Raw genomic sequence first — 19,710 nt, forward strand, 5'->3', positions numbered from 1 at the left:
CCACATGCGACCCCCAGCCGGACCACAGGCTGTTCACCCGGTTGTCCCCAGGTCAACCGCCAATTTGTCCACAGGCCGCGCATGGTGAGGGACCACCGCCAAGGATGCTGCCGATGGATGCCACTACCCTGTTCCTGTACATGATTGCCGTTGGCGCCGTGGTGGTAACGCCCGGCCCAACGATGCTGCTGGCCCTGAGCAACGGAGCCACGCGCGGCATGCGGGTGGCGGCCTGTGGCATCGCCGGCGCGGCGCTGGCGGACCTGATCCTGATCGGTGCGGTGGGTTGCGGGCTTGGCGCCGTGTTGCTGGCGTCCGAGCAGATGTTCGCGGTGATCAAGTGGATCGGTGCCGCGTACCTGCTCTATCTGGCCTGGGGGCTGTGGCGGGCGCCGGTGCAGGCGCTGACGGTCTCGTCCGGCGAGGCGTCGGTCAATGGCTGGGCGGCCTTTTTGCGCGCATTGTTCGTGGCGCTGTCCAATCCGAAGACGCTGCTGTTCACGTCGGCCTTCGTGCCGCAGTTCATCCACCCGGACAAGCCGGTGGCGCTGCAGTACACGATCCTGGCGGTGGTGGCCGCCATCCTCGACATCCTGATGATGATGATCTACGCCTTTGGCGGGCAGCACGCCATGCGGACGATGTCGGCGCGCGCCGTGCGCTGGGTCAATCGGGGCTGCGCCGGGATACTGGCGTTCCTGGCCGTGGGTCTGAGCCTGTACCGCCGCAGCGAACTACGCTGAGCGGCGGCTCTCGCCGCTCACTCCGGTCCCTCCGGCCACACCGGTAGTCCCAGTCACCCTTACCGGGTCCACATGGGTCATTACGTTGAGGACGTCGTTGCGCACCATGGCGCGACGCGCCGCCTCCGTGGCAATCGCGTGGCCCTGCTCGACGGTCAGGTCGGCCTGGATCTCCAGATGGACATCCACCAGGATCATGTCGCCCATCTTGCGCGTCTTCAGGTCATGCAATCCGAGCACGCCCGGCGTCTCGAGCATGGCCGCGCGTAGCGCTGCCACGGTGTCTTCGTCCGCAGCGCGGTCCATCAGGTCGCTCAGCGCGTCCCAGCCGAACTTCAGGCCCGTTCGCGACACCATCAAGCCGACCACGATCGCCGCCACGGGGTCCAGCACGTGATAGCCAAGCAGGTTGCCACCGACACCCAGCGCCACCACCAGTGACGATGCGGCATCGGATCGCGCGTGCCACGCATTGGCAACGAGCATGCTTGACCGGATCCGTTCGGCCACGCGCAGCATGTAGCGGAACAGCAACTCCTTGGCCACCAGCGCGCCAAGCGCCATCCAGATCGCAATGGTCTGCACCGGTTGCACGCCGTTCGGGTGCTGGATCTTTCCAACGGCCGCCCACAGCATCCCGACACCCACCGCCAGCAGCAACGCGCCGATCGCCAGTGAGGCTGCGGTCTCGAAACGTTGGTGTCCGTACGGGTGATCGGTATCGGCATCCTTGCGGCTATGGTGTCCTGCAAACAACACCACGAAATCGGATATCAGATCGGAAAGAGAATGGAGTGCATCCGCAACTAGCGCCTGTGAACCCGCAATGATCCCGATCACGGCCTGCGCAATGCTGAGTCCGATATTGACGTAGACACTGACCATCGTGCTGCGTCGGCCCGCCAGATGGCGTGCCCGCGCGGCTTCGTCGTGCTGGGCGACTTCAGGGGCCAGGGGATCATCAGCGATGGAACTATCGCGCATGGTGTTCAGGGGAAACGGGATCGAAATAGCGGGTGAGCAATACGTGCATACGGTAGCACTTTTACATCACGGTGACAGTGGTCTGAAACGGTAAGCCATTAATCCAGGATTAATCCCGAAGATGCAAAGTGGATGCAGGTAAACCGCGTCGGGGTGAACGATTAAAGCCAGTTGTGGCGCAACGCGCGTATGACGGCAATAATACGTCCACGCCTTTGTTTCAGGCCTGATGCAGTTCACGGTGTGCTCACCAGAATTCCTGGTGCTGCAGTGATGCTTGGTCGCGTGCGATAAGGGGCAGACATGAGTGCCATCTGGACCGCTGAAGTGGGACAGTTGATGGTGGAGGCCGCCACGGTCTACGCCGTTGTGGCCGCGTGTGTCAGCCGCAAACGCCCTGCCCAGACCGCCACGCCATCACGCCTGGCACCGGTCAGCGTGCTCAAGCCGCTTTGCGGCGCCGAACCCCATCTCTACGAAAACCTGGCTGGCCTGTGCCGGCAGGACTATCCCGACTACCAGCTTGTTTTCGGCGTTTGCGCCTATGACGATCCGGCGATCGCGGTCGTGAACCGTCTGCGCGCGGCATTCCCGGAGCGCGACATCGTGCTGATCGTCGACGCGCGCACGCATGGGCGCAATCCAAAGGTCAGCAACCTGATCAATCTGTACCGTGCAGCGCGTCATGCCCATCTGGTAATCGCGGATAGCGACATTGCCGTGCCACCCGACTACTTGCGCCGACTGGCGGGACCGCTCAGCGATCCGCATGTCGGCGTCGTCACATGTTTGTACCGGGGCCGTCCCGTCGACGGCATCTGGTCGCGGCTGGGTGCCGCATTCATCAACGAATGGTTCGCGCCGTCGGTCCGCGTGGCCCACGCGGGCGGGTCGCGGCGCTTTGCCTTTGGCGCGACGATCGCGCTGCGCCGCGACACCCTCAACGCGATCGGCGGATTTCGGGCGCTGGCGAACCGGCTGGCGGACGACTACTGGCTAGGCGAGCTGACCCGGCAATCGGGATGGAAGACCGTGTTGTCGGATGTCGTGGTGGAAACCGACGTCACCGAGACCAGCCTGCGCGCCCTGTGGCGCCATGAGCTGCGCTGGCTTCGCACGATCCGGTCCCTGAACGCGCCCGGCTTCTTCTTCACGTTCCTGACCTGCACCTGGCCGATGCTGGTGCTCGGCTGCCTGCTCGCGCCGCACCTTCCGGTGCTGGCCATCGCACTCGTTGGCGCGCTCGCGCGCAGCGTGACCGCCGGCAGCATCGGCGCCGCGCTACGCGCACCACTGCGCGACGCATTGTTGCTGGTGGAATGGGCTGCCGCACTCGGCGGTGGCCGTGTGCACTGGCGCGGCCACGTGATGACGACCACCGACGCACCACCCAACCATTCCACACCGCAGCCGGGCAGCCGGCCCGCGTTGCCCAAACCTCTTTATTCGACCACGCCTCACGCTCAGGATAGCCCCCGATGAAAACGCTCTTTCTTCAGGCCCCTTCGTACGACGGCTTTGACGGTGGCGCAGGATCACGCTACCAGGCCAAACGCGAGATCAAGTCGTTCTGGTATCCGACCTGGCTCGCACAGCCTGCCGCGCTGGTGCCGGACAGCCGTGTGCTCGATGCGCCGGCGGACGGACTCGGTGTGGAACAGACGCTCAATATCGCGCTGGACTATGACCTTGTCATCATCCACACGAGCACGCCGTCCTTTCCGACCGATGCGCGCTTTGCCGAACAGCTCAAGGAGCGGCGTCCGGACATCATGATCGGCATGGTCGGCGCCAAGGCTGCGGTGGATCCGGGCGGCACGCTCAGCGCCACCCAGGCGATTGATTTCGTCTGCCGCGAGGAATTCGACTACACGTGCCAGGACGTTGCCGCCGGCAAGCCCCTGGCAGGCATTGCCGGGCTCAGCTATCGCCTGACCGATGGCACGATCGAACACAACCCGGCGCGTCCGATGATCGAGAACATGGACGAGTTGCCGTTCGTCGCCCCGGTCTACAAGCGCGACCTGAAGATCCAGAACTACTTCATCGGCTACCTGATGCACCCGTACGTGTCGATCTACACCGGGCGCGGATGCCGCTCTCGCTGCACGTTCTGCCTGTGGCCGCAGACGGTCGGCGGCCATCGCTATCGCACGCGGTCAGCGCAGAGCGTGATCGAGGAGGTGAAATGGATCAAGGAGAACATGCCGGAAGTGCGCGAGATCATGTTCGACGACGACACGTTCACCGACTTCAAGCCGCGTGTGGAAGAGATCGCGCGCGGGCTGGGCGAGATCGGCCTGCCCTGGTCGTGCAACGCCAAGGCCAACGTGCCGTACAACACGCTCAAGATCATGAAGGAGAACGGGCTGCGCCTGCTGCTGGTGGGCTACGAGTCGGGCGACGACCAGATTCTGCTCAACATCAAGAAAGGGCTGCGTACCGACATCGCGCGCCGCTTCACCGAGGATTGCCGCAAGCTCGGCATCCAGATCCACGGCACGTTCATCCTGGGCCTGCCCGGCGAGACGCGCGACACGATCGAGAAGACGATCGAGTACGCCAAGGAAATCAATCCACACACGATTCAGGTCTCGCTGGCCGCGCCGTATCCCGGCACCACGCTCTACAAGCAGGCCGTGGACAACGGCTGGCTGGAGGAGAACAAGGTCATCCACCTGGTCAACGACAGCGGCGTGCAACTGGCCGCGATCAGCTATCCGCACCTGAGCCGCGAGGAGATCTATCACGGCGTGGAAACGTTCTACAAACGCTTCTATTTCCGGCCGAGCAAGATCTGGGAGATCGTGCGGGAAATGGCGGGTAGCTGGAACATGACCAAGCGCCGGCTGCGCGAAGGCGTGGAGTTCTTCCGCTTCCTCCGCTCGCACGAGGCCTGACCCGCATGACCCACGGCCAGTTGCTGATCGTCACCGCCGATGACTTCGGCCTTCACCACGACATCAACGAGGCCGTGGAGCGCGCGCACTGCCAGGGCATCCTGAACGCCGCCAGCCTGATGGTCAGCTCGCCGGCCGCCGCCGACGCGGTGGAACGCGCGCGCCGGCTACCCGAGCTGCGCGTCGGCCTGCATCTGGTGCTGGCCGATGGCGTTGCCACGCTGCCGTGCGATCGGATTCCGGATCTGGTTGATGCCCGCGGCCGCTTTGGCAGCGCGATGGTGCGGGACGGCTTCCGCTTCTTCTTCCTGCCGCGCGTGCGCGCGCAACTGGCCGCCGAGATCCGCGCGCAGTTCGAGGCTTTCGCCGCCACCGACCTGCCGCTCGATCACGTCAACGCACACAAGCATTTCCATCTGCATCCGACCGTGCTGTCGTTGATCCTGAGCATCGGACGCGACTACGGCATGCGCGCCGTGCGACTACCGCGCGAGGCCGGTGGACCGCTGCTGCTGCGCCCCTGGCTCGCGCTGCTGCGCGCGCGCCTGCAACGTGCCGGCATTGCTTATAACGACTATGTGCTTGGGCTGTCCGACACGGGCGCGATGGACGAAGCCACGTTGCTGGCGGCGTTCGAGCAACTGCCGCGCGGCGTGGTAGAGATGTATCTGCATCCCGCCGTGACATCGGGTGCCGAAGTGGGCGCATCGATGACCGGCTACCGGCACGCGGATGAACTCGCCGCGCTGCTCTCCCCGCGTGTGCGCGCCGCTGCGGACCGCTTCGCCCCGCGTCGCGGTGGCTTCACTGATCTTCACGCTGGACTTCGATGAAACGCTTCGCCCTGCTGGGTGCACTGGCTGGTTTGCTGATCCTGACGGCCGTCGTGGCCATGGAAGGCATTGCCGATGTGGCACACATCCTCGAGCAGGCCGGATGGCCGCTGTTGTGGCTGGTGCCGATCCACCTCATCGCGCTCTGGTTCGACGCCTACGGCTGGCGTGTGCTGCTGGCGCCGGCCGATCCCGAGAAACGCGCTGGCACGGGCTTCCTGCTCTGGGTGGCGACGGTGCGCGAAGCCGTGACCCGGCTGCTGCCCACGGCCGGCATCGGTGGCGAACTCGTCGGCATCCGCCTTGCGTGGCGGCGCGTGCCAGACAGTACGGCGGTCTCGGCAAGCATCGTCATCGAGGTGATGGTGACGATGTTCTCGCACTACCTGTTCGCGCTGGCCGGGGTGCTGCTGCTGATATCGATCACGCAGGACAGCGACCACGGCCTGCTGGTTGCCATCGGCCTGCTGCTGTCACTGCCGATCCCCGCGCTATTCGCCTACGCGCTGCGTCACGGCGCATGGTTCACCCGGCTCGAATCGTTTGCGCAGCGGATGCTCGGCGACGACCACAAGCTCGCCGCGCTGATCGACGGCGCCCGCCTCGACGCGCAGATTCGCGCGCTGTGCCGCCACTACGGCGTGCTGCTGCGCACGCTGATCTGGCAGATGACCGGGCTGGTCGTCGGCACGCTCGAAGTCTGGTGGGGACTATCGCTGCTCGGCCACCCAGTGGGTTTCGGCGAGGCATTGGCCATCGAGGCCCTGACGCTCGCCGCACGCCAGGTGGCGTTCTTCATCCCTGCAGGGCTGGGGGTGCAGGAGGCGGTGATCGTGCTGCTGGGCACCAGCTTCGGCATCGACCCGCAAACCTCGCTCGCACTCGCGCTGGTCAAGCGCGCGCGCGAAGTCCTGTTCGGGGTGCCGGCGCTGCTGTCGTGGCAGTGGATGGAGTGGCGGCAGATGCGGCGGCGGGTCGTCGGTTGAATCACCCGGCTAGCCGATGCACTGGGCGTCAATCCAGCGTCAGGCCAGATGTGCGAATCACAAGCCCCCATTTCTCCCGCTCCGCGGCCACGAACGCGGAGAACTTCTCCGGCGACTGTCCGCCCGGAATGCCACCCATCTGCCGGAACTGGGAGATGAGGTCGGGGTCTCGCATGACCGACGCCAGAGCCTGTTCGAGCGGACCGATGACGGCAGGTGGCGCCTTTGCTGGCAGGAAGATGCCGATCCACGCTGTCGACGTGAAGTTGGCGAAGCCAGCCTGCTCCATGGTGGGAACATCGGGCAAGGACGGCGCTCTCTGCGAGGCAGCCACCGCCAGGGCACGCAGCTTGCCGGCGCGGATGTATGGCAGCGCCTGCGTCAGGTTGTCGAATTGAAACGTGGTCTCTCCCGCCAGCAACGCCGTGGTGGCTGGTGTCGAACCCTTGTAAGGCACGTGGATAGCGTCGGTGCTGGTGCGCATCCTGAACAGTTCGCCCACGAGGTGACTGGTCTGACCGATACCGGCAGAGCCGAAGGAGAGCTTGCCGGGATTCCGTTTCAACTGCTCGACCAGATCAGCCACGGTCCTGGCTGGCGACTGGGCATTGACCACCAGCACGTTAGGAAAGGCAATGATGTCGGTGATCGCCGTCAGGTCCGATGGCTGGTAGGAGAGATGCTTGTACGCGCTGTAGTTGATGGCCTGCGGGCCGACGTTGCCGGCCAGGAGCGTATAGCCATCGGCAGGCGCGCGCAGCGCGGCTTGTGTGCCGATGATGCCGCCGCTGCCCGGACGATTGTCCACGACGACGGCCTGCCCGAGACGCGCGCCAAGCTTTTGCGCCAGCAGGCGAATCGGGATGTCGATCGTGCCGCCCGCCGCACCGGGCACGATGATGGTGACGGGCCGTGACGGCCATGCGGCATCCGGCGCGCCGAAACTTGCGGTGGATGCGAACGCGATCAGACCACCAGCGAGCGCGCGTATCAGGCGTCTTGAAGCATGGAATGCCTGCATATCCTTTGTCTCCTCCTGATCCATTGCACTGATGCGTCACTGATGCGTCTCTGATCGGTCTCTGTCAGCGCGCCGGCGCTCGCGGAATCGCATCCACGGCGGCGGCGAAGCGACCCAGGTGGGTATCGGCGCTGCCAAGCAGCAAATCGTTGCCGACAAGCCGTTTGCTGTAGTGGCTGATCGGCGTCTCATCCTGCAAGCCAATCGCGCCATGCAATTGCAGGACGTCGAACGCAATGGCGCGGCCAACCACGCCAGACAGGTGTTTCGCCGCGCAGATACGGCGACGGCGCTCGGCAGACGGCGCGGCATCCCAATCGACCAGTACCCGCCGTGCAAGATGACGCGCACCGTTCCAGGCGCGGAAGTGGTCGGCCATGCGGTGTTGAAGCACCTGCTGTTCCGCAAGCGTGCGGCCAAACTGCCTGCGCGTGCGCAGGTACTCCGCAGTGATGCCCAACGCGCGCCGCATGGCGCCGATACTGTCGGCACACAAGGCCAGCGTGGCGAATGTCATGCCTCTATCGAGCGCCGTCGCGGCCTGTTCGTCTTGACCAAGCATGGCGAACGCGCTCAGCCGCACGTTGGTCAGCCGCACTTCCGCCGCGCCGCGGCCGTCATGAAAGCGATAGCCCTGCACGACAACGCCAGAGGCATCGGCCGGCAGATCGAACAGGCCGAGGCTGCCGTCGTCCAGCGTCGCGGCCACGATGAAGTGATGCGCATCTGTGCCACCCATGACCATCGCATCGTCGCCATCGAGCTGCCACGCGTCGCCGACACGCCGCGCGATCACGGTCGGTTGCGGCGTCTTCCCGACGCCTGGTTCCTTCCCGCATAGCACTGCGCAGCGCGCATCGCCACCGGCCAATGCGGCCAGGCGCGCATCACGTGACGGGCCGACGGGGAGCGCAAGCAACGTCTGCGTGCCGAACACCGCGCTCCACGGCACGGGTTCCAGTACCAGTGCCTCACCCAGCGTCTCCATCAGTGGGAGCAGATCCGTCATCGGCTGCTCCATGCCGCCTAGCGCCTCCGGTATGGTCAGGCTGGTGATGCCAAGTTCGGCCAGGCCTGACCACGCGGATGCACTGCACCCGCCTGGCGTGTGCATAACCTGCTGCCTGAAGTCGAAGCTGTAATGCTTGCTCAGCCACCGCCTCATCGTGTCGACCATCATGGCCTGTTCGTCTCCAAGATGGTCGTTGCGCGGCACGTCCAGTTCGGTCTGTCCGTCGAAGATCGCCTTGGCGATGATCTGTCGCTGAATTTCCGAGGAACCGCCTGCCAACGAACTCCCGCGATAGCGCCACATGTGCAGTGTCTGATTGCCGGCGGACGCGGCATCGTCGGGCGCACCGGGCGGCTGGCCATCGAGCGCTTCGGGATAGAGCCGCAGCGAGGCTGTGCCGTGCGCATCCATCCGGAACAGTTGAAGATCCTGCAGCAGCTGGATGCCCTCGAGCTTCAGCAGCGAAGCTTCAAGATCCGGCCGACCACCTTCGGCCGCCTGCTGGATCGCCGGCCACCACGCGGCTTCGAGCGCGCGCATACGAATGTCCAGTGCGGCGTGGCGCCGCGCCGTCAGCGCAAACGCCATCTGCTGCTCGCCGCGCATGACCGGATCGCCTTCGTCAGACGGCGGGTGGAGCAGCGCGGCCGCCCTGGCCAGCTCCGCCTTGCACTCCGCCACCCGGGCCACGAAAAGACGCTCGATGACCAGCAGGCCCTTGGCGATCGCCCACCCGCCATTGGGCTCACCGACCAGATTGGCTGCCGGTACCCGCACATCGTCAAAGAACATCTGGACGTGGAAATGCGAGCCGTTGATATACCGGATCGGGCGCACTGTCACGCCAGGGGTGCGCAAGTCCACGAGCAGGATCGAGATGCCATCCTGCTTGCGCGATGCGGCAGAATCGGTGCGCACCAGCAACAGCGCCCAGTTGGCCCAGTGGCCGAGGCTTTGCCAGATCTTGCTGCCGTTCACAATCCAGCAATCGCCCTCGCGACGGGCCGTGGTTCGCAGTGCGGCCAGATCCGATCCTGCGTCGGGCTCGGAGTAGCCCTGCGCCCAGAAATCGTCGAACGACAACATGCCTGGCAGGAACCGTCTGCACTGCTCATCGGTGCCGTGTCGGATCAGCGTCGGGCCGATGGTATCGATGCCGAGGTTCTCGATGTAGGGCGCGTCGCTGGCCGCAAGTTCTTCCCGAAAGATGGCCTGCCGCACCAGCGACCACCCCGTGCCGCCGTGCTCGCGTGGCCAGCCGGGTGCTGCCCAGCCTTGGGCATGCAGGATGCGATGCCAACGCACTGCCTGCTCCCGCGTGACCAGGCAGTGCGCGCGCATGGCGGCGCGGATATCCGCCGGCACCGCATCCCTGAGAAAGGAGCGGATCTCGGCGCGGAATGCCTCGTCGCTGTCTTGCGCCCGATCTGATGTTCGAGGATCACGCATCGTCATGGTCTTCACGCTTGCCAGCGTGGCTTGCGTCGTTCCACGAATGCGGCGATGCCTTCCTGCGCGTCCTCGGTAGCAAAGATGTTCCCGAACGTCTCCACCGCGCCCGCCACGCCACGCCGGTAGTCGATGTCGTTGGCGCGCATGAATGCCTGCCGCCCCATCCGCATGATCTCGGGCGATTTCTGGCACAGGGAGCGCGCCAGCGCGCGAGCCTCCTCCATGACGCGCTGTTCTGGCACCACGCGGTTGACCAGCCCCAACGACATGGCTTCCGCCGCATCGAACGAACGCCCCGTGAACAGCAGATCGAAGGCACGATGCCGGCCGATGATGCGCGGCAGATGGGTGTAGTGAATCGCGGGTACCAGCCCGACATCGATCTCGGGATAGCCGAAGGTCGCGGTGTCAGCGGCGACGATCATGTCGCAGTGGATCGCCAGTGTCATGCCACCGCCCCGGGCCGTACCGCCGACGGCGGCGATCGATGGCTTGCCAAGATGGAACTGCGCCTCGCACAGCCCGCTATAGAGCTTCTCCACCAGTGCATAGCCGCGCGATGGCGGCGCGTCGCGCAGGCTATCGAGTTGCAGCCCGGCACAGAACCGGCGTGGCACGGCGCTGCCCAGTATCACGGCGCGTACCGAGTCGTCCTCGGCTGCCCGGCGCAGCCCTTGCAGCAACGCGTCGATCATTGCCTCGTTCAGCGCGTTGACGGGAGGGCTATCAAGAAGGATCTCCGCGATGTTGTCGCGGACCTCGTAGGAAACGGTTGTCATGGGGTTCCACTCATGCAGTGAGAGGGGCCGCGGCCGACTGGGAATCAGCCTGCGGCATGTTGGCGGTGGCGATCACGCCTCGCGCCTTGAAATCGGCAATAACGTCGGGGCCGTAGCCAGCCTCGCCGAGTACCTCGTCGGTGTGCTGGCCCAACAGCGGCGGAGCGCGATGCGCGCTACGTGGCGCCTCGCCAAAGCGGATCGGCAGGCCAACGTTGCGAACCTTGCCGAGCACTGGGTGATCGGATTCGACAATCAGTTCGCGTGCCGCAACCTGCTGATGCGCCAATGCGTCGCCGAGCGTATGAATGGGAGAGCAAGCCACGCCCGCCTTGCGCAATGCCTCGATCCAGTGCGCGACTGGCTGCAGCGCAATGCGCGCCTGCACCATCGCCACGGTTTCATCGAAATGCGCGACGCGCGCGGCGTTGGTTGCGAACTTGGGCGCGTCGACGACATCGTCGAGTCCGGCGACCGGGCAAAAGCGCCGCCACTGGACATCATTGCCAACGCCGATCATGACGGGGCCGTCCGATGCCTCGAATACCTGGTACGGCGCCATGGCGGGATGGGCGGTTCCCATCGGGCGCGGCAGCTTCCCGCTGCACCAGTAGTTCTGTGCCAGGTAGCTCATGAACCCCATGGCCGTGTCGAGCAGCGACACCTCCAGGAACATGCCCCGCCCGGTCTTCTGTCTCTCGAGCAAGGCGGCCAGGATGCCGCTGAACGCGTGCATGCCCGTCCCCAGGTCCACCGGCGAGAAGCTGGCGCGCGCCAGCTTGCCACCTGCTTCGCCCATGGTGCTGATCATGCCGCTGAACGCCTGCAGCATCACGTCGTAACCGGGCTCCTGGCCTAGTGGCCCCGCTCTTCCGTATCCAGAAATCTCGCAGTAGATCAGCGACGGGTTCATGCCGGACAGCGTCTTGTAGTCCACGCCCAGCCGTGCGGCGGCGCCGCTGCCGAAGCCCTGCAGGACCACGTCCGATTTTGCTGCCAGCGTCTGCACGATCTGCCTGCCCTCCGCGGTCTTCAGATCGACGGCGAGGCTGCGCTTGTTGTGGTTGACCGCCAGGAAGGTCGCTGACTGGCCTCGGTCCTGCGGCAGCCATGCCCGTGTGTCGTCGCCGCGGCCAACCGGTTCAACCTTGATGACTTCTGCGCCAAGCTCCCCCAGGTACTGGCCACACAAAGGACCGGCCAGCACCTTGCTCAGGTCGAGTACGCGGATACCGTTCAATGCAATCATGGATGTTTGTCTGATGCTGATGCCGCTTCAAGGACGGCGACGGACCGCCGTCGGGCGGCCCGTGTTGCGGGTGCGCCTTATTCGGGCTTGATGCCTATGGAGCGTGCGAGGTCGGTCCAGCGCGCTGCATCCCGATTGACGAAATCCTGCACACTCGCCGGCGCCATGCGGAATGGCTCCGCGCCACGCGCCACCAGCGCGTCGCCGTAGGTGGCATCCTGCGTGCAGGCCGCCACGGCTTCGCGCAGCGCCTGCAGGACTGATGCAGGCGTCTTGGCCGAGACCTGCAATGCGAGCCAGAACTTCAGGTCGAGCGCCGGGTAGCCCGATTCCTGTAGCGTCGGCACATCCGGCAGCAATGACGAGCGCGCCGCCGAGGTGATAGCCAGCGCCTTGAGCTTGCCCCCGCGAATCTGCCCGATGCAGGTGGTCATGCTGTCGAAGAGGAAGTCCACGTTTCCGGCCATTACGTCGCTGCTCGCTGGTGCGCTGCCCTTGTAGGGCACGGCGACCGCGGTGAACCCCGCTTCCTTCTGGAGCAAGGCGCCGTAGATATGCGGGGAGCTACCGGCCCCGTATGTGGCGTAGCTAAGATTGTTCGGACGCTGCCGGCCAAGACGTACAAGATCGGCCAGGCTGCTCACACCGAGCTTGGTGGGATGCACTACCAGCACATTTGGCACGGTTGCGATCACGCCAACTGCCGCCAGATCGCGCCTGGGTTGAAAACGCAGATCCGGGAACATCAGTGGGTTGACCGCGTGCATGCCAACCGTGTTGAGCAGGATCGAATAGCCATCGGCCTCGCTATCGAGCACGGTCTGCGTGCCGAGGTTGCCGCCCGCGCCGGGCTTGTTTTCGACCACCACCGGCTGGCCAAGCTTCCGGGACAGTGGCATGGCGATCTGCCGCGCCACGAAATCCCCAGGCCCCCCCGGCGCGAACGGCACCACCAACCGGATCGGCCGCGCGGGCCATGTGCTTGCCAGCAATGGCCGGGAAAGCAATGCAATCCCGGTACCCATCAGAAGCTTGCGGCGACTGATACCCATCGTGTCTCCTTTTTGTGGCCGACCCTGTGCAGTCCGGGTAATGCGGCCTGTGTGATGACGCACTATTGCCCTCGGGCGCATATATGTCCAAGATATCTTTTTGATGTCGGCTATCGTGGTGACATATACCCCCTGGATCATCGGCCGGACGCATGAGCAGGACTCGCCGGCAAGATCCGAGGACAGGAGACAACTGTGGGAATGCCAGTCGATTTGCGCGCGATGCAGTGCTTTCTTGCCGTGGCGGCGGCGGGGTCCATCTCGCGTGCGGCAGAAACCCTTCACATCGCCCAGCCGGCCCTGAGCCTGCAGATCCGGCATCTGGAAGAGGCGCTTGGCGTCACGCTGTTCACGCGCAGCCACAAAGGCGTGGAGCCGACCGTGGCCGGCCAGCGCTTCGAGATCCATGCCCGGGACATCCTGAAGCGCCTCGACATCGCATGTGAGGATGTGCGCGACCTGATGGTCGATCCGGAAGGCAGTGTTGCCATCGGCCTGCCGCAATCGATGGCCAAGATCCTGACCGTCCCGATCGTCCGCGAGGTGATCCGGCGATGGCCCAAGGTTCGCCTGCAGGTCATCGAACTCAGCACGGGCTACATCCCCGGCCATCTGTTGTCCGGACATATCGATATCGGCCTGACGTTCCGGGCGCATGCCAATTCTGGCCTGCAGTTCGACCAGATCGTCGACGAGGACCTCGTGCTGGTGGGTCCGCCCGGGCAATTCGCCAACGGTCATACTCAGGCGCAGCCCTTGGCCGAGACTGTCCGCCTGCGTGACCTGAATCGATACCCAATGATCTTGCCGGCCGGTGAGCACGGCCTACGCGCCTTGCTGGATGGCTACCTGAGGACCCAGGGCGTCGACCTGCAGATCCTCGCGGAGGTCAACGCCATCCCGGAGCTGATCGCGCTGGCGTCCGCCGGCGTGGGATGCACCGTTCTTTCGTATGCGTCGGTGTGTGCCGAAGTGCGAAAGGGCCAGCTCTCGGCCGCGCGCATCTACCAGCCCGCCGTATCGCGCCCGGTCTATCTGTGCCGCTCCGCCACCATGCCCCTGTCTATCGCCGCGTCCGCCGTACTGGACCTGCTGACAGAGACCGTGCGAACCGTGCTTGACGATGGCAGTTGGCCGGCACGCATCGGGGAGATTGCAGAGTGACTTGGTTCTGCCTGGCAGGGTGAGCCGGGTTTTGTTTTTTCGATGCCGGAAATAGAAAAAGGGGCTTGGCAATTTGCCAAGCCCCTTTTGCATTTGGTGGACCGAAGGAGGATCGAACTCCCGACCTCTGCATTGCGAACGCAGCGCTCTCCCAGCTGAGCTATCGGCCCGTAGCGGATGATTGTAGCTGCCTTCAGGCGGCCTTTCAATCGCATTGGCGCAACCGTTGCGTCGATGTCAGGCGGTCGTAATTCCCGGGTTGCCGCTCATGCCGCGCACGGTCGGCAGGTTCAGTGGGCGGGCGCTGACTTCCTTGTTTGTGCGCAGCCACTGGGCCATCACATCCCAGATTGGCGCCCCACCCGCCTGGCGGGCTTCTTCTGATACCGGGGCCCAGCCGGCCACCTTGTAGGCCTTGCCGGTTTCCAGCGGCTTGCCGCCCAGCCGCATGTCGGTGATCCGCTTGCCGATCGGCTGGTTGGGGTCGATCGTGTATTGCAGCCCGCCCACGCGCACCATGTCGCCGCCCTGCTGGTAGTAGGGATCGGGGTTGAACAGGTTGTCGGCCACGTCCTCGAGGATGGTCTTGATGGTCTCGGCTGTCATCGGCGTCACCGTCGTGTACGGGTACGTGACGGCCGTCTGGTCCATCAGGGCTTCCATCGTGATGTTCTCGCCGGGCAGCAGCGTGGTGCCCCAGCGGAAACCGGGCGAGAACGCGATCTCGGCGTCCTGCACGGCCATCAGGCCGTCCAGGATGAGCTGGTCGAAGGTGCCGTTGAAGTTGCCGCGGCGATACAGCAGGCCACGGTTGATCGCCAGTACCTCGCTGAGTCTGGACTCGTACGGGGCACGTACCTTGGTGATCAGTGCCTCCATCGCGGGGTCGGCCGGCAGGTAGTCTGCGAAGACCGGCAGCAGCTTGTAGCGGAAGTCGGCCACCTTGCCGTTGCGGACGTCGAAGTCGAGCACACCGAGGAACTTGCCGTTGGAGCCCGCGTTGGTCACCAGCGTCGCACCGCCCGGATTCCTGACATGCACTGGCTTGGGCACGCCGTCATGCGTGTGGCCGCCGAGGATCGCGTCGAGGCCGCGCACGCGCGAGGCGAGCTTGAGGTCGACGTCCATGCCGTTGTGCGACAGCAGAACCACCACCTCCGCGCCCTTGGCACGCGCATCGTCGATCACCTGCTGGAGGTTTTCTTCCTGGATGCCGAAGGTCCAGTCCGGCACGAAGTAGCGCGGATTGGCGATCGGCGTGTATGGGAAGGCCTGCCCGATGATCGCCACGGCCACGCCGTTCATGTCGCGGATCACGTATGGGTCGAAGACCGGATCGCCGAAGTCGTTGGTCTTGATGTTCTGCGCCAGGAACGAGACGCGGCCCTTGAAGTCGTTGTCGACGATCTGCTTCACGCGCTCGGCGCCGAGCGTCATTTCCCAGTGCGGCGTCATCACGTCGACGCCCAGTTGCAGCGCCGCGTCGACCATGTCCTGGCCCTTGGTCCACAGCGCCGTGGCCGAGCCCTGCCAGGTATCGCCGCCATCGAGCAGCAACGCGCCGGGCCGGCTGGCCTTCATGCGCTGGATCAGCGTAGAGAGATGGGCAAACCCGCCCACCTTGCCGTAGCGACGCGCGGCTTCGGTGAAATCGAGGCAGGTGAACGCGTGCGCTTCGGGGGTGCCGGGGCGGATGCCGTACTCGCGCAGAAAGGCCTTGCCCACCAGATGCGGCGGCTTGCCTGCCCATTCAGCCACGCCCAGGTTCACACTGGGTTCGCGAAAATGCACCGGACGCAGTTGCGCGTGGCAATCGGTGAAGTGCAGCAGGTGGACGTTGCCGAAGCGCGGCACGTCGTAGAACTGTTGCGCGGCGCGCGCGGCCTGTGCGTCGCCGCCCGGGAAAGCCATGCCGCCGGCGCCGGCCACCGCCAGCACCTGCAGGAACTCGCGTCGATTCATACTGATTTCCGTCCGAGTCGTGCGCGCTCAGCGTTTGCCGTAGCGCGCCAGGGCGGCGACGTCGTCGTCGAGCATCTCGCCCACTTCCTTCTGCACCACGCGGCCCTGCCCGTCCAGCACGTACAGTTCCGGCAGCCCCTTGCGCTTGCCGAAGGCGTGGCGCAGGGCATCGGAATCCATCGTCGCGGGGAAGGTGTAGCCGCGCTGTTTCAGGTACGCCACTGCTTCATGCGGGTGCTTGTCGATGCTGATCGTCAGCACCTGCAGCGGCGTGCCGCGCGTCTTGTCGTACAGGGCCTGCAGGCGCGGGTTCTGCAGCGCGCAGAACGGACACCACGAGGCCCAGATCTCGACGACCAGCGGCTTGCCCGCCCACTGCGAGGCAGGCACGGTGCGGCCGTCGAGCAGCTTCACGTCGGGCAGGTGGATCACGTCGCCGACTTCCGCCGCCTGAGCCAACTGCGCTGCCGCGCCAAACGCCGCGGTCAGCGCGAGCATCCATGCGACCACGACGCGCCGAGCCCGCATCATGCGCCCCTTACTGATTGACCGGCGATGCCGGATCGAGCAGCAGCGCCATCACGTCGCGAATCTGCTGCTCGGTCAGGATGCCCTTGTGGCCGAAGCGCGGCATGTTGGAACAGGCGCTGAACGCGTTCGAATCCCAGATCTTGCCCCACGTGTAGCGAACCACTTCCTGCGAGTTACCGCGCAGCTTTCCGTACTGGTAGAGCGACGGCCCGATATTCCCGAATGAGATCTCGGCCTTGGTCAGCTGATGGCAGGCGTAGCAGTTGCCGCCGTTGGTGCCGCCCACCGCGTCGGTGAACTGCATGCCCCGGCCGTTCTGCGCGATCTTCTCGCCTTCCTTCCAGTCGCCGAGCCAGTTGTTGTCGGCGGGATACTTCACCTGCTTCAGCTCGGCGGCTTCCACCTTCTTCGCCACGGCGGCCGGCACCTTGCTGCGATCGGGGTACTGGCTGCATGCCTTCTGCGTGGCATCCTGGTTCAGCACACCCTCGACCGTGGCGGGCCCCTTGGACGTGAAGGACGATTCGATCATCTGGCGCACGTCGGCGTCGGTGACCTTTGCGGTCGCGCCCTTCGTCGCAGCCTTCGTCGTATCTTTTGCCGCCGTCTGCGCCAGCGCCTGCGTGCCGGCAGCCGAGAGCGCCACCATGGCGACCAGCGCCATCGTATGGAGTTTGTTCATGTCGTGGTCTCCTAGCGCTTCATGTTCGGGCCGTCGTACGTGCCGCCGTTGGCGTTCTTCGCCAGGAACATCGTCAGGGCGGTAATCACGTCGGAACCATAGGCCGGTTCGGGGAAGCGCTGCTGGCGCAGGCAGTCGTAAAGCCGGTGCTGCATCGTGCGAACCTCGCCCTGCGAGACGCGGTAGGCGGGCCACGTGGTGTACGCGGCCTCGGCGCCCTTCGACGTCAGCAGGTTCGGGAGGTCCTGCAGGCGGATGCGCTGGCCATCCACGGCATGGCAGGTGGCGCAGGCGAAGTCATACGCGCCGCCACGATAGAAGAACATCTTCTCGCCCAGCGCGTAGACCCGCTTTTCCTCGGGGTGCGTGAGCTGGACGTTCATCTTCACGCCGCGCGATTCGCCGGTCAGGTAGGCAGCCAAGCGTTCGATGTCGGACGGCTTGCCCTGCGACGAGAACGGGTTCTTCGTCGCCTCTTCCTGTGTCAGGCCCTGCAACGTCACGCGGCAGTAAGCCAGGCGCTGCTCCAGGTCCATGACCTTGTTGGTGTCCTTGAAGTAGCGCGGCAGTTCGGCGTAAGCGCCCTTGGTCACGCCCGGGCCCTTGCCCAGGTCGCACTGTTCGAGCGAGACGTTCTTCGGGCCGGCCGGCTTTTTCCACAGTTCCTCGCCGGCGGCTTCCCATAGTTCTGCGGGATTGCCTTCGGCCAGCATCTGACGGTACTTGGCGAGTTCTTCGGCGGTGCTGCCCTGCGCCAGCGCGGGCGCGGAGAGCGTGGTGGCGATCGCGGTGACGGCGGCGGCCACGGCCAGAATGGCAGAAGCGGCGCGGTACGTGCGGCGGGTATTGCGCGGGGAAACCATCGGGGCGTTCTCCTCGCCATCTCGCCACATGGTCGGGCGGCGGACGGCTTGCTATGCGGGTCCGGCCCAGGGGCTCATGGCCGGACTTCCGGAAATCGCGCTCGGCGCTCGCGCTTGCAGCGGCGAACGCCTCGCGAACACATCAGGGCTTGAGGTAAGCGTAGCCTTCGTCGAACTGCAGGCGTGCCACTTCCACCACACCGGCGGGCACCACCTTGGCATCCATCAGCAGGTTCTGCTCGGAAATGCGGCGGGCAGCAAGCGTGTTATGGCAAACGCGAAACTCCACGCCCGACGACGCCAGCGCGGCCACCGGGGCTTCGAACGTGTTGCCGCGCGAATCCTTGGCGCCTTCCACCAGGAAGTCGATGCCGTAGCCGAACGCTACGACGACGATCTTCGTATCCGGCGCGGCGTTCAGGTGATTGCGCAGATTGGCCATGGCACGCACGGCCTGATCGATGCCCTCTGACAACTGATAGACGACCTTGACGCGGCCCTTGCCCAGGATAGGCATGGACGCCTTCTCCTGTGCCGCTGCCTTGGCGGTGAGGCCGATGGCGGCCAGCGCCGCCGTGGCCCGAAAGAATGCTCGCCGCATGGTGCTTCCTCGCTTCGCCCTGGTCAGGCGATGGTGGCTTCGTCGGTACGCTTGTCGCCGCGGTTGTCGACCCAGGTCACGGTGACCTTGTCGCCCTTGGCACCGCCCTTGAACTTGAAGTTCAGGAACGGATCCTTCGATACGGCCGGGCCGAACTGGGCGTGGAACACTTCCTTGCCCTTGCACGTGGCGATCACGGTCTGGATATGCCAGGCCGGAATCGTCTTGCCGGAGGCGTCTTTGCGCTGGCCGGTCTCCATGTCGTGCTTCATCAGAATCTTGACGTCAACCACGCCGCCGTTTTCGGTGGCGCGAACGCGCATCGGGTCTGCCATGTGCTTCTCCTGTCAGCAGTAATCTGGAAATCTGGTCCGTGTTCTCGTCTGAACGATGGGGCGTCAGCCGCCGCAGCCGCCCAGCGTGACCTTGATTTCCTTCGATGCCACGTACCACTTGCCGCCGGCCTTGACCGCGGCGTGGACGACCGAGGTCTGGCCCATCTTCACGCGCGTGGAGACGAACGGCTCGGTGCCGGCCGGAATCGCGAAATCGGCGGCCAGCGTGTTCGGGTTCTTTTCCACCAGGATAGCGATCTGCTCGGTATCGGGGATGTTGCTGGTCACGGCCACCGGCACCACGGCGCCGTTCTCGGCGATGTCCGGTGCGATGAAGGTGATGGCCGAGCTCTTTTCGGGACCGCTGCCGCCCAGTGCCTTGATCACGTCGGCCACGCTCTTGCCGTCGAAGGCCGTCTTGTTCCACTCCGCGGCCTGCGCCTCGCTGATCAGGCCGGTGGCGGCCATCAGCGACAGCACAGCGGTCATCCGCAGCACGTCTCGTCGTTTCGCATTCATGTTGCTGTATTTCCTGTACTTGCCTTGCTTACCCGGTTTCCC

19 protein-coding genes and 1 tRNA gene are annotated in these 19,710 nt (G+C 65.1%); 6 read left to right on the forward strand and 14 right to left on the reverse strand.

Annotated features, from left to right (window positions below; genetic code table 11):
- The first annotated feature begins 113 nt into the window (after positions 1–113).
- The gene (locus K6G35_RS15395; protein ID WP_017516035.1) at positions 114–743 is read left to right on the forward strand and encodes a LysE family translocator; all 630 of its coding nucleotides are present in this window, start codon (positions 114–116) and stop codon (positions 741–743) included.
- On the opposite strand, the gene K6G35_RS15400 is transcribed toward K6G35_RS15395, so the two are convergent.
- Positions 735–1,727: a cation diffusion facilitator family transporter gene (locus tag K6G35_RS15400; RefSeq protein ID WP_008646472.1), complete on the reverse strand. Its 993-nt coding sequence runs from the start codon at positions 1,725–1,727 to the stop codon at positions 735–737. The genes K6G35_RS15395 and K6G35_RS15400 overlap by 9 nt on opposite strands.
- Positions 1,728–2,030: 303 nt before the next feature.
- Between K6G35_RS15400 and hpnI the strand changes: the two genes are divergently transcribed.
- The 4 genes from hpnI to K6G35_RS15420 are packed head-to-tail and all read left to right on the forward strand — an operon-like array spanning position 2,031 to position 6,446.
- Complete coding sequence (gene hpnI / locus K6G35_RS15405) at positions 2,031–3,209, forward strand: bacteriohopanetetrol glucosamine biosynthesis glycosyltransferase HpnI (protein WP_008646471.1); 1,179 nt, start codon at positions 2,031–2,033, stop codon at positions 3,207–3,209.
- Positions 3,206–4,627, forward strand: coding sequence for a hopanoid biosynthesis associated radical SAM protein HpnJ (gene hpnJ, locus K6G35_RS15410; protein WP_008646469.1), 1,422 nt, complete (start codon positions 3,206–3,208; stop codon positions 4,625–4,627). The genes hpnI and hpnJ overlap by 4 nt, the downstream gene beginning before the upstream one ends.
- A 5-nt stretch (positions 4,628–4,632) precedes the next feature.
- A complete protein-coding gene (hpnK, locus tag K6G35_RS15415; RefSeq protein ID WP_495675894.1) occupies positions 4,633–5,460 on the forward strand; it encodes a hopanoid biosynthesis-associated protein HpnK in 828 nt (275 codons plus the stop codon).
- A complete protein-coding gene (locus K6G35_RS15420; RefSeq protein ID WP_495675895.1) occupies positions 5,457–6,446 on the forward strand; it encodes a lysylphosphatidylglycerol synthase domain-containing protein in 990 nt (329 codons plus the stop codon). Before hpnK ends, K6G35_RS15420 begins: the two co-directional genes overlap by 4 nt.
- Positions 6,447–6,474: 28 nt before the next feature.
- Here K6G35_RS15420 and K6G35_RS15425 read toward each other — a convergent pair whose 3' ends face one another.
- The 5 genes from K6G35_RS15425 to K6G35_RS15445 all read right to left on the reverse strand — a co-directional run bounded on the left by K6G35_RS15425 (position 6,475) and on the right by K6G35_RS15445 (position 13,011).
- Positions 6,475–7,467, reverse strand: a complete 993-nt coding sequence (locus tag K6G35_RS15425; protein WP_495675896.1) for a Bug family tripartite tricarboxylate transporter substrate binding protein — start codon at positions 7,465–7,467, stop codon at positions 6,475–6,477.
- Positions 7,468–7,531: 64 nt separating this feature from the next.
- Entirely contained in the window at positions 7,532–9,928 is a 2,397-nt protein-coding gene (locus K6G35_RS15430; RefSeq protein ID WP_495675897.1) for an acyl-CoA dehydrogenase family protein, read from the reverse strand.
- An 11-nt stretch (positions 9,929–9,939) separates the two neighbouring features.
- Positions 9,940–10,710, reverse strand: coding sequence for an enoyl-CoA hydratase/isomerase family protein (locus K6G35_RS15435; RefSeq protein ID WP_035884367.1), 771 nt, complete (start codon positions 10,708–10,710; stop codon positions 9,940–9,942).
- A 10-nt stretch (positions 10,711–10,720) separates the two neighbouring features.
- Positions 10,721–11,959 (reverse strand): CaiB/BaiF CoA transferase family protein, encoded by a 1,239-nt coding sequence (locus K6G35_RS15440; RefSeq protein ID WP_495675898.1) that lies wholly within the window; start codon positions 11,957–11,959, stop codon positions 10,721–10,723.
- 77 nt (positions 11,960–12,036) lie between these two features.
- Positions 12,037–13,011 carry a Bug family tripartite tricarboxylate transporter substrate binding protein gene (locus K6G35_RS15445; protein ID WP_495675899.1) on the reverse strand — a complete coding sequence of 325 codons (975 nt, stop codon included), beginning with the start codon at positions 13,009–13,011 and terminating at the stop codon, positions 12,037–12,039.
- A 201-nt stretch (positions 13,012–13,212) separates the two neighbouring features.
- Between K6G35_RS15445 and K6G35_RS15450 the strand changes: the two genes are divergently transcribed.
- On the forward strand, positions 13,213–14,175 hold the full coding sequence (locus tag K6G35_RS15450) for a LysR family transcriptional regulator (RefSeq protein ID WP_495675900.1): 963 nt from the start codon (positions 13,213–13,215) through the stop codon (positions 14,173–14,175).
- Between the two features lie 94 nt (positions 14,176–14,269).
- On the opposite strand, the gene K6G35_RS15455 is transcribed toward K6G35_RS15450, so the two are convergent.
- The 8 genes from K6G35_RS15455 to soxY all read right to left on the reverse strand — a co-directional run bounded on the left by K6G35_RS15455 (position 14,270) and on the right by soxY (position 19,668).
- Positions 14,270–14,345 (reverse strand) — tRNA-Ala (locus K6G35_RS15455).
- Between the two features lie 67 nt (positions 14,346–14,412).
- Positions 14,413–16,137: a thiosulfohydrolase SoxB gene (soxB, locus tag K6G35_RS15460; protein WP_495675901.1), complete on the reverse strand. Its 1,725-nt coding sequence runs from the start codon at positions 16,135–16,137 to the stop codon at positions 14,413–14,415.
- A gap of 27 nt (positions 16,138–16,164) precedes the next feature.
- Positions 16,165–16,665, reverse strand: coding sequence for a TlpA disulfide reductase family protein (locus K6G35_RS15465; RefSeq protein WP_200876316.1), 501 nt, complete (start codon positions 16,663–16,665; stop codon positions 16,165–16,167).
- Between the two features lie 10 nt (positions 16,666–16,675).
- Complete coding sequence (soxX, locus tag K6G35_RS15470) at positions 16,676–17,350, reverse strand: sulfur oxidation c-type cytochrome SoxX (protein ID WP_035884375.1); 675 nt, start codon at positions 17,348–17,350, stop codon at positions 16,676–16,678.
- An 11-nt stretch (positions 17,351–17,361) separates the two neighbouring features.
- A complete protein-coding gene (gene soxA / locus K6G35_RS15475) occupies positions 17,362–18,213 on the reverse strand; it encodes a sulfur oxidation c-type cytochrome SoxA (RefSeq protein ID WP_008646445.1) in 852 nt (283 codons plus the stop codon).
- A 142-nt stretch (positions 18,214–18,355) separates the two neighbouring features.
- Positions 18,356–18,814 (reverse strand): DsrE family protein, encoded by a 459-nt coding sequence (locus tag K6G35_RS15480; RefSeq protein WP_008646444.1) that lies wholly within the window; start codon positions 18,812–18,814, stop codon positions 18,356–18,358.
- Between the two features lie 23 nt (positions 18,815–18,837).
- Complete coding sequence (gene soxZ, locus K6G35_RS15485) at positions 18,838–19,149, reverse strand: thiosulfate oxidation carrier complex protein SoxZ (RefSeq protein ID WP_008646443.1); 312 nt, start codon at positions 19,147–19,149, stop codon at positions 18,838–18,840.
- 63 nt (positions 19,150–19,212) lie between these two features.
- Positions 19,213–19,668: a thiosulfate oxidation carrier protein SoxY gene (gene soxY / locus K6G35_RS15490; protein WP_008646440.1), complete on the reverse strand. Its 456-nt coding sequence runs from the start codon at positions 19,666–19,668 to the stop codon at positions 19,213–19,215.
- Positions 19,669–19,710 lie beyond the last annotated feature (42 nt).

The sequence above is a fragment of the Cupriavidus sp. HY129 genome, from assembly GCF_059492215.1.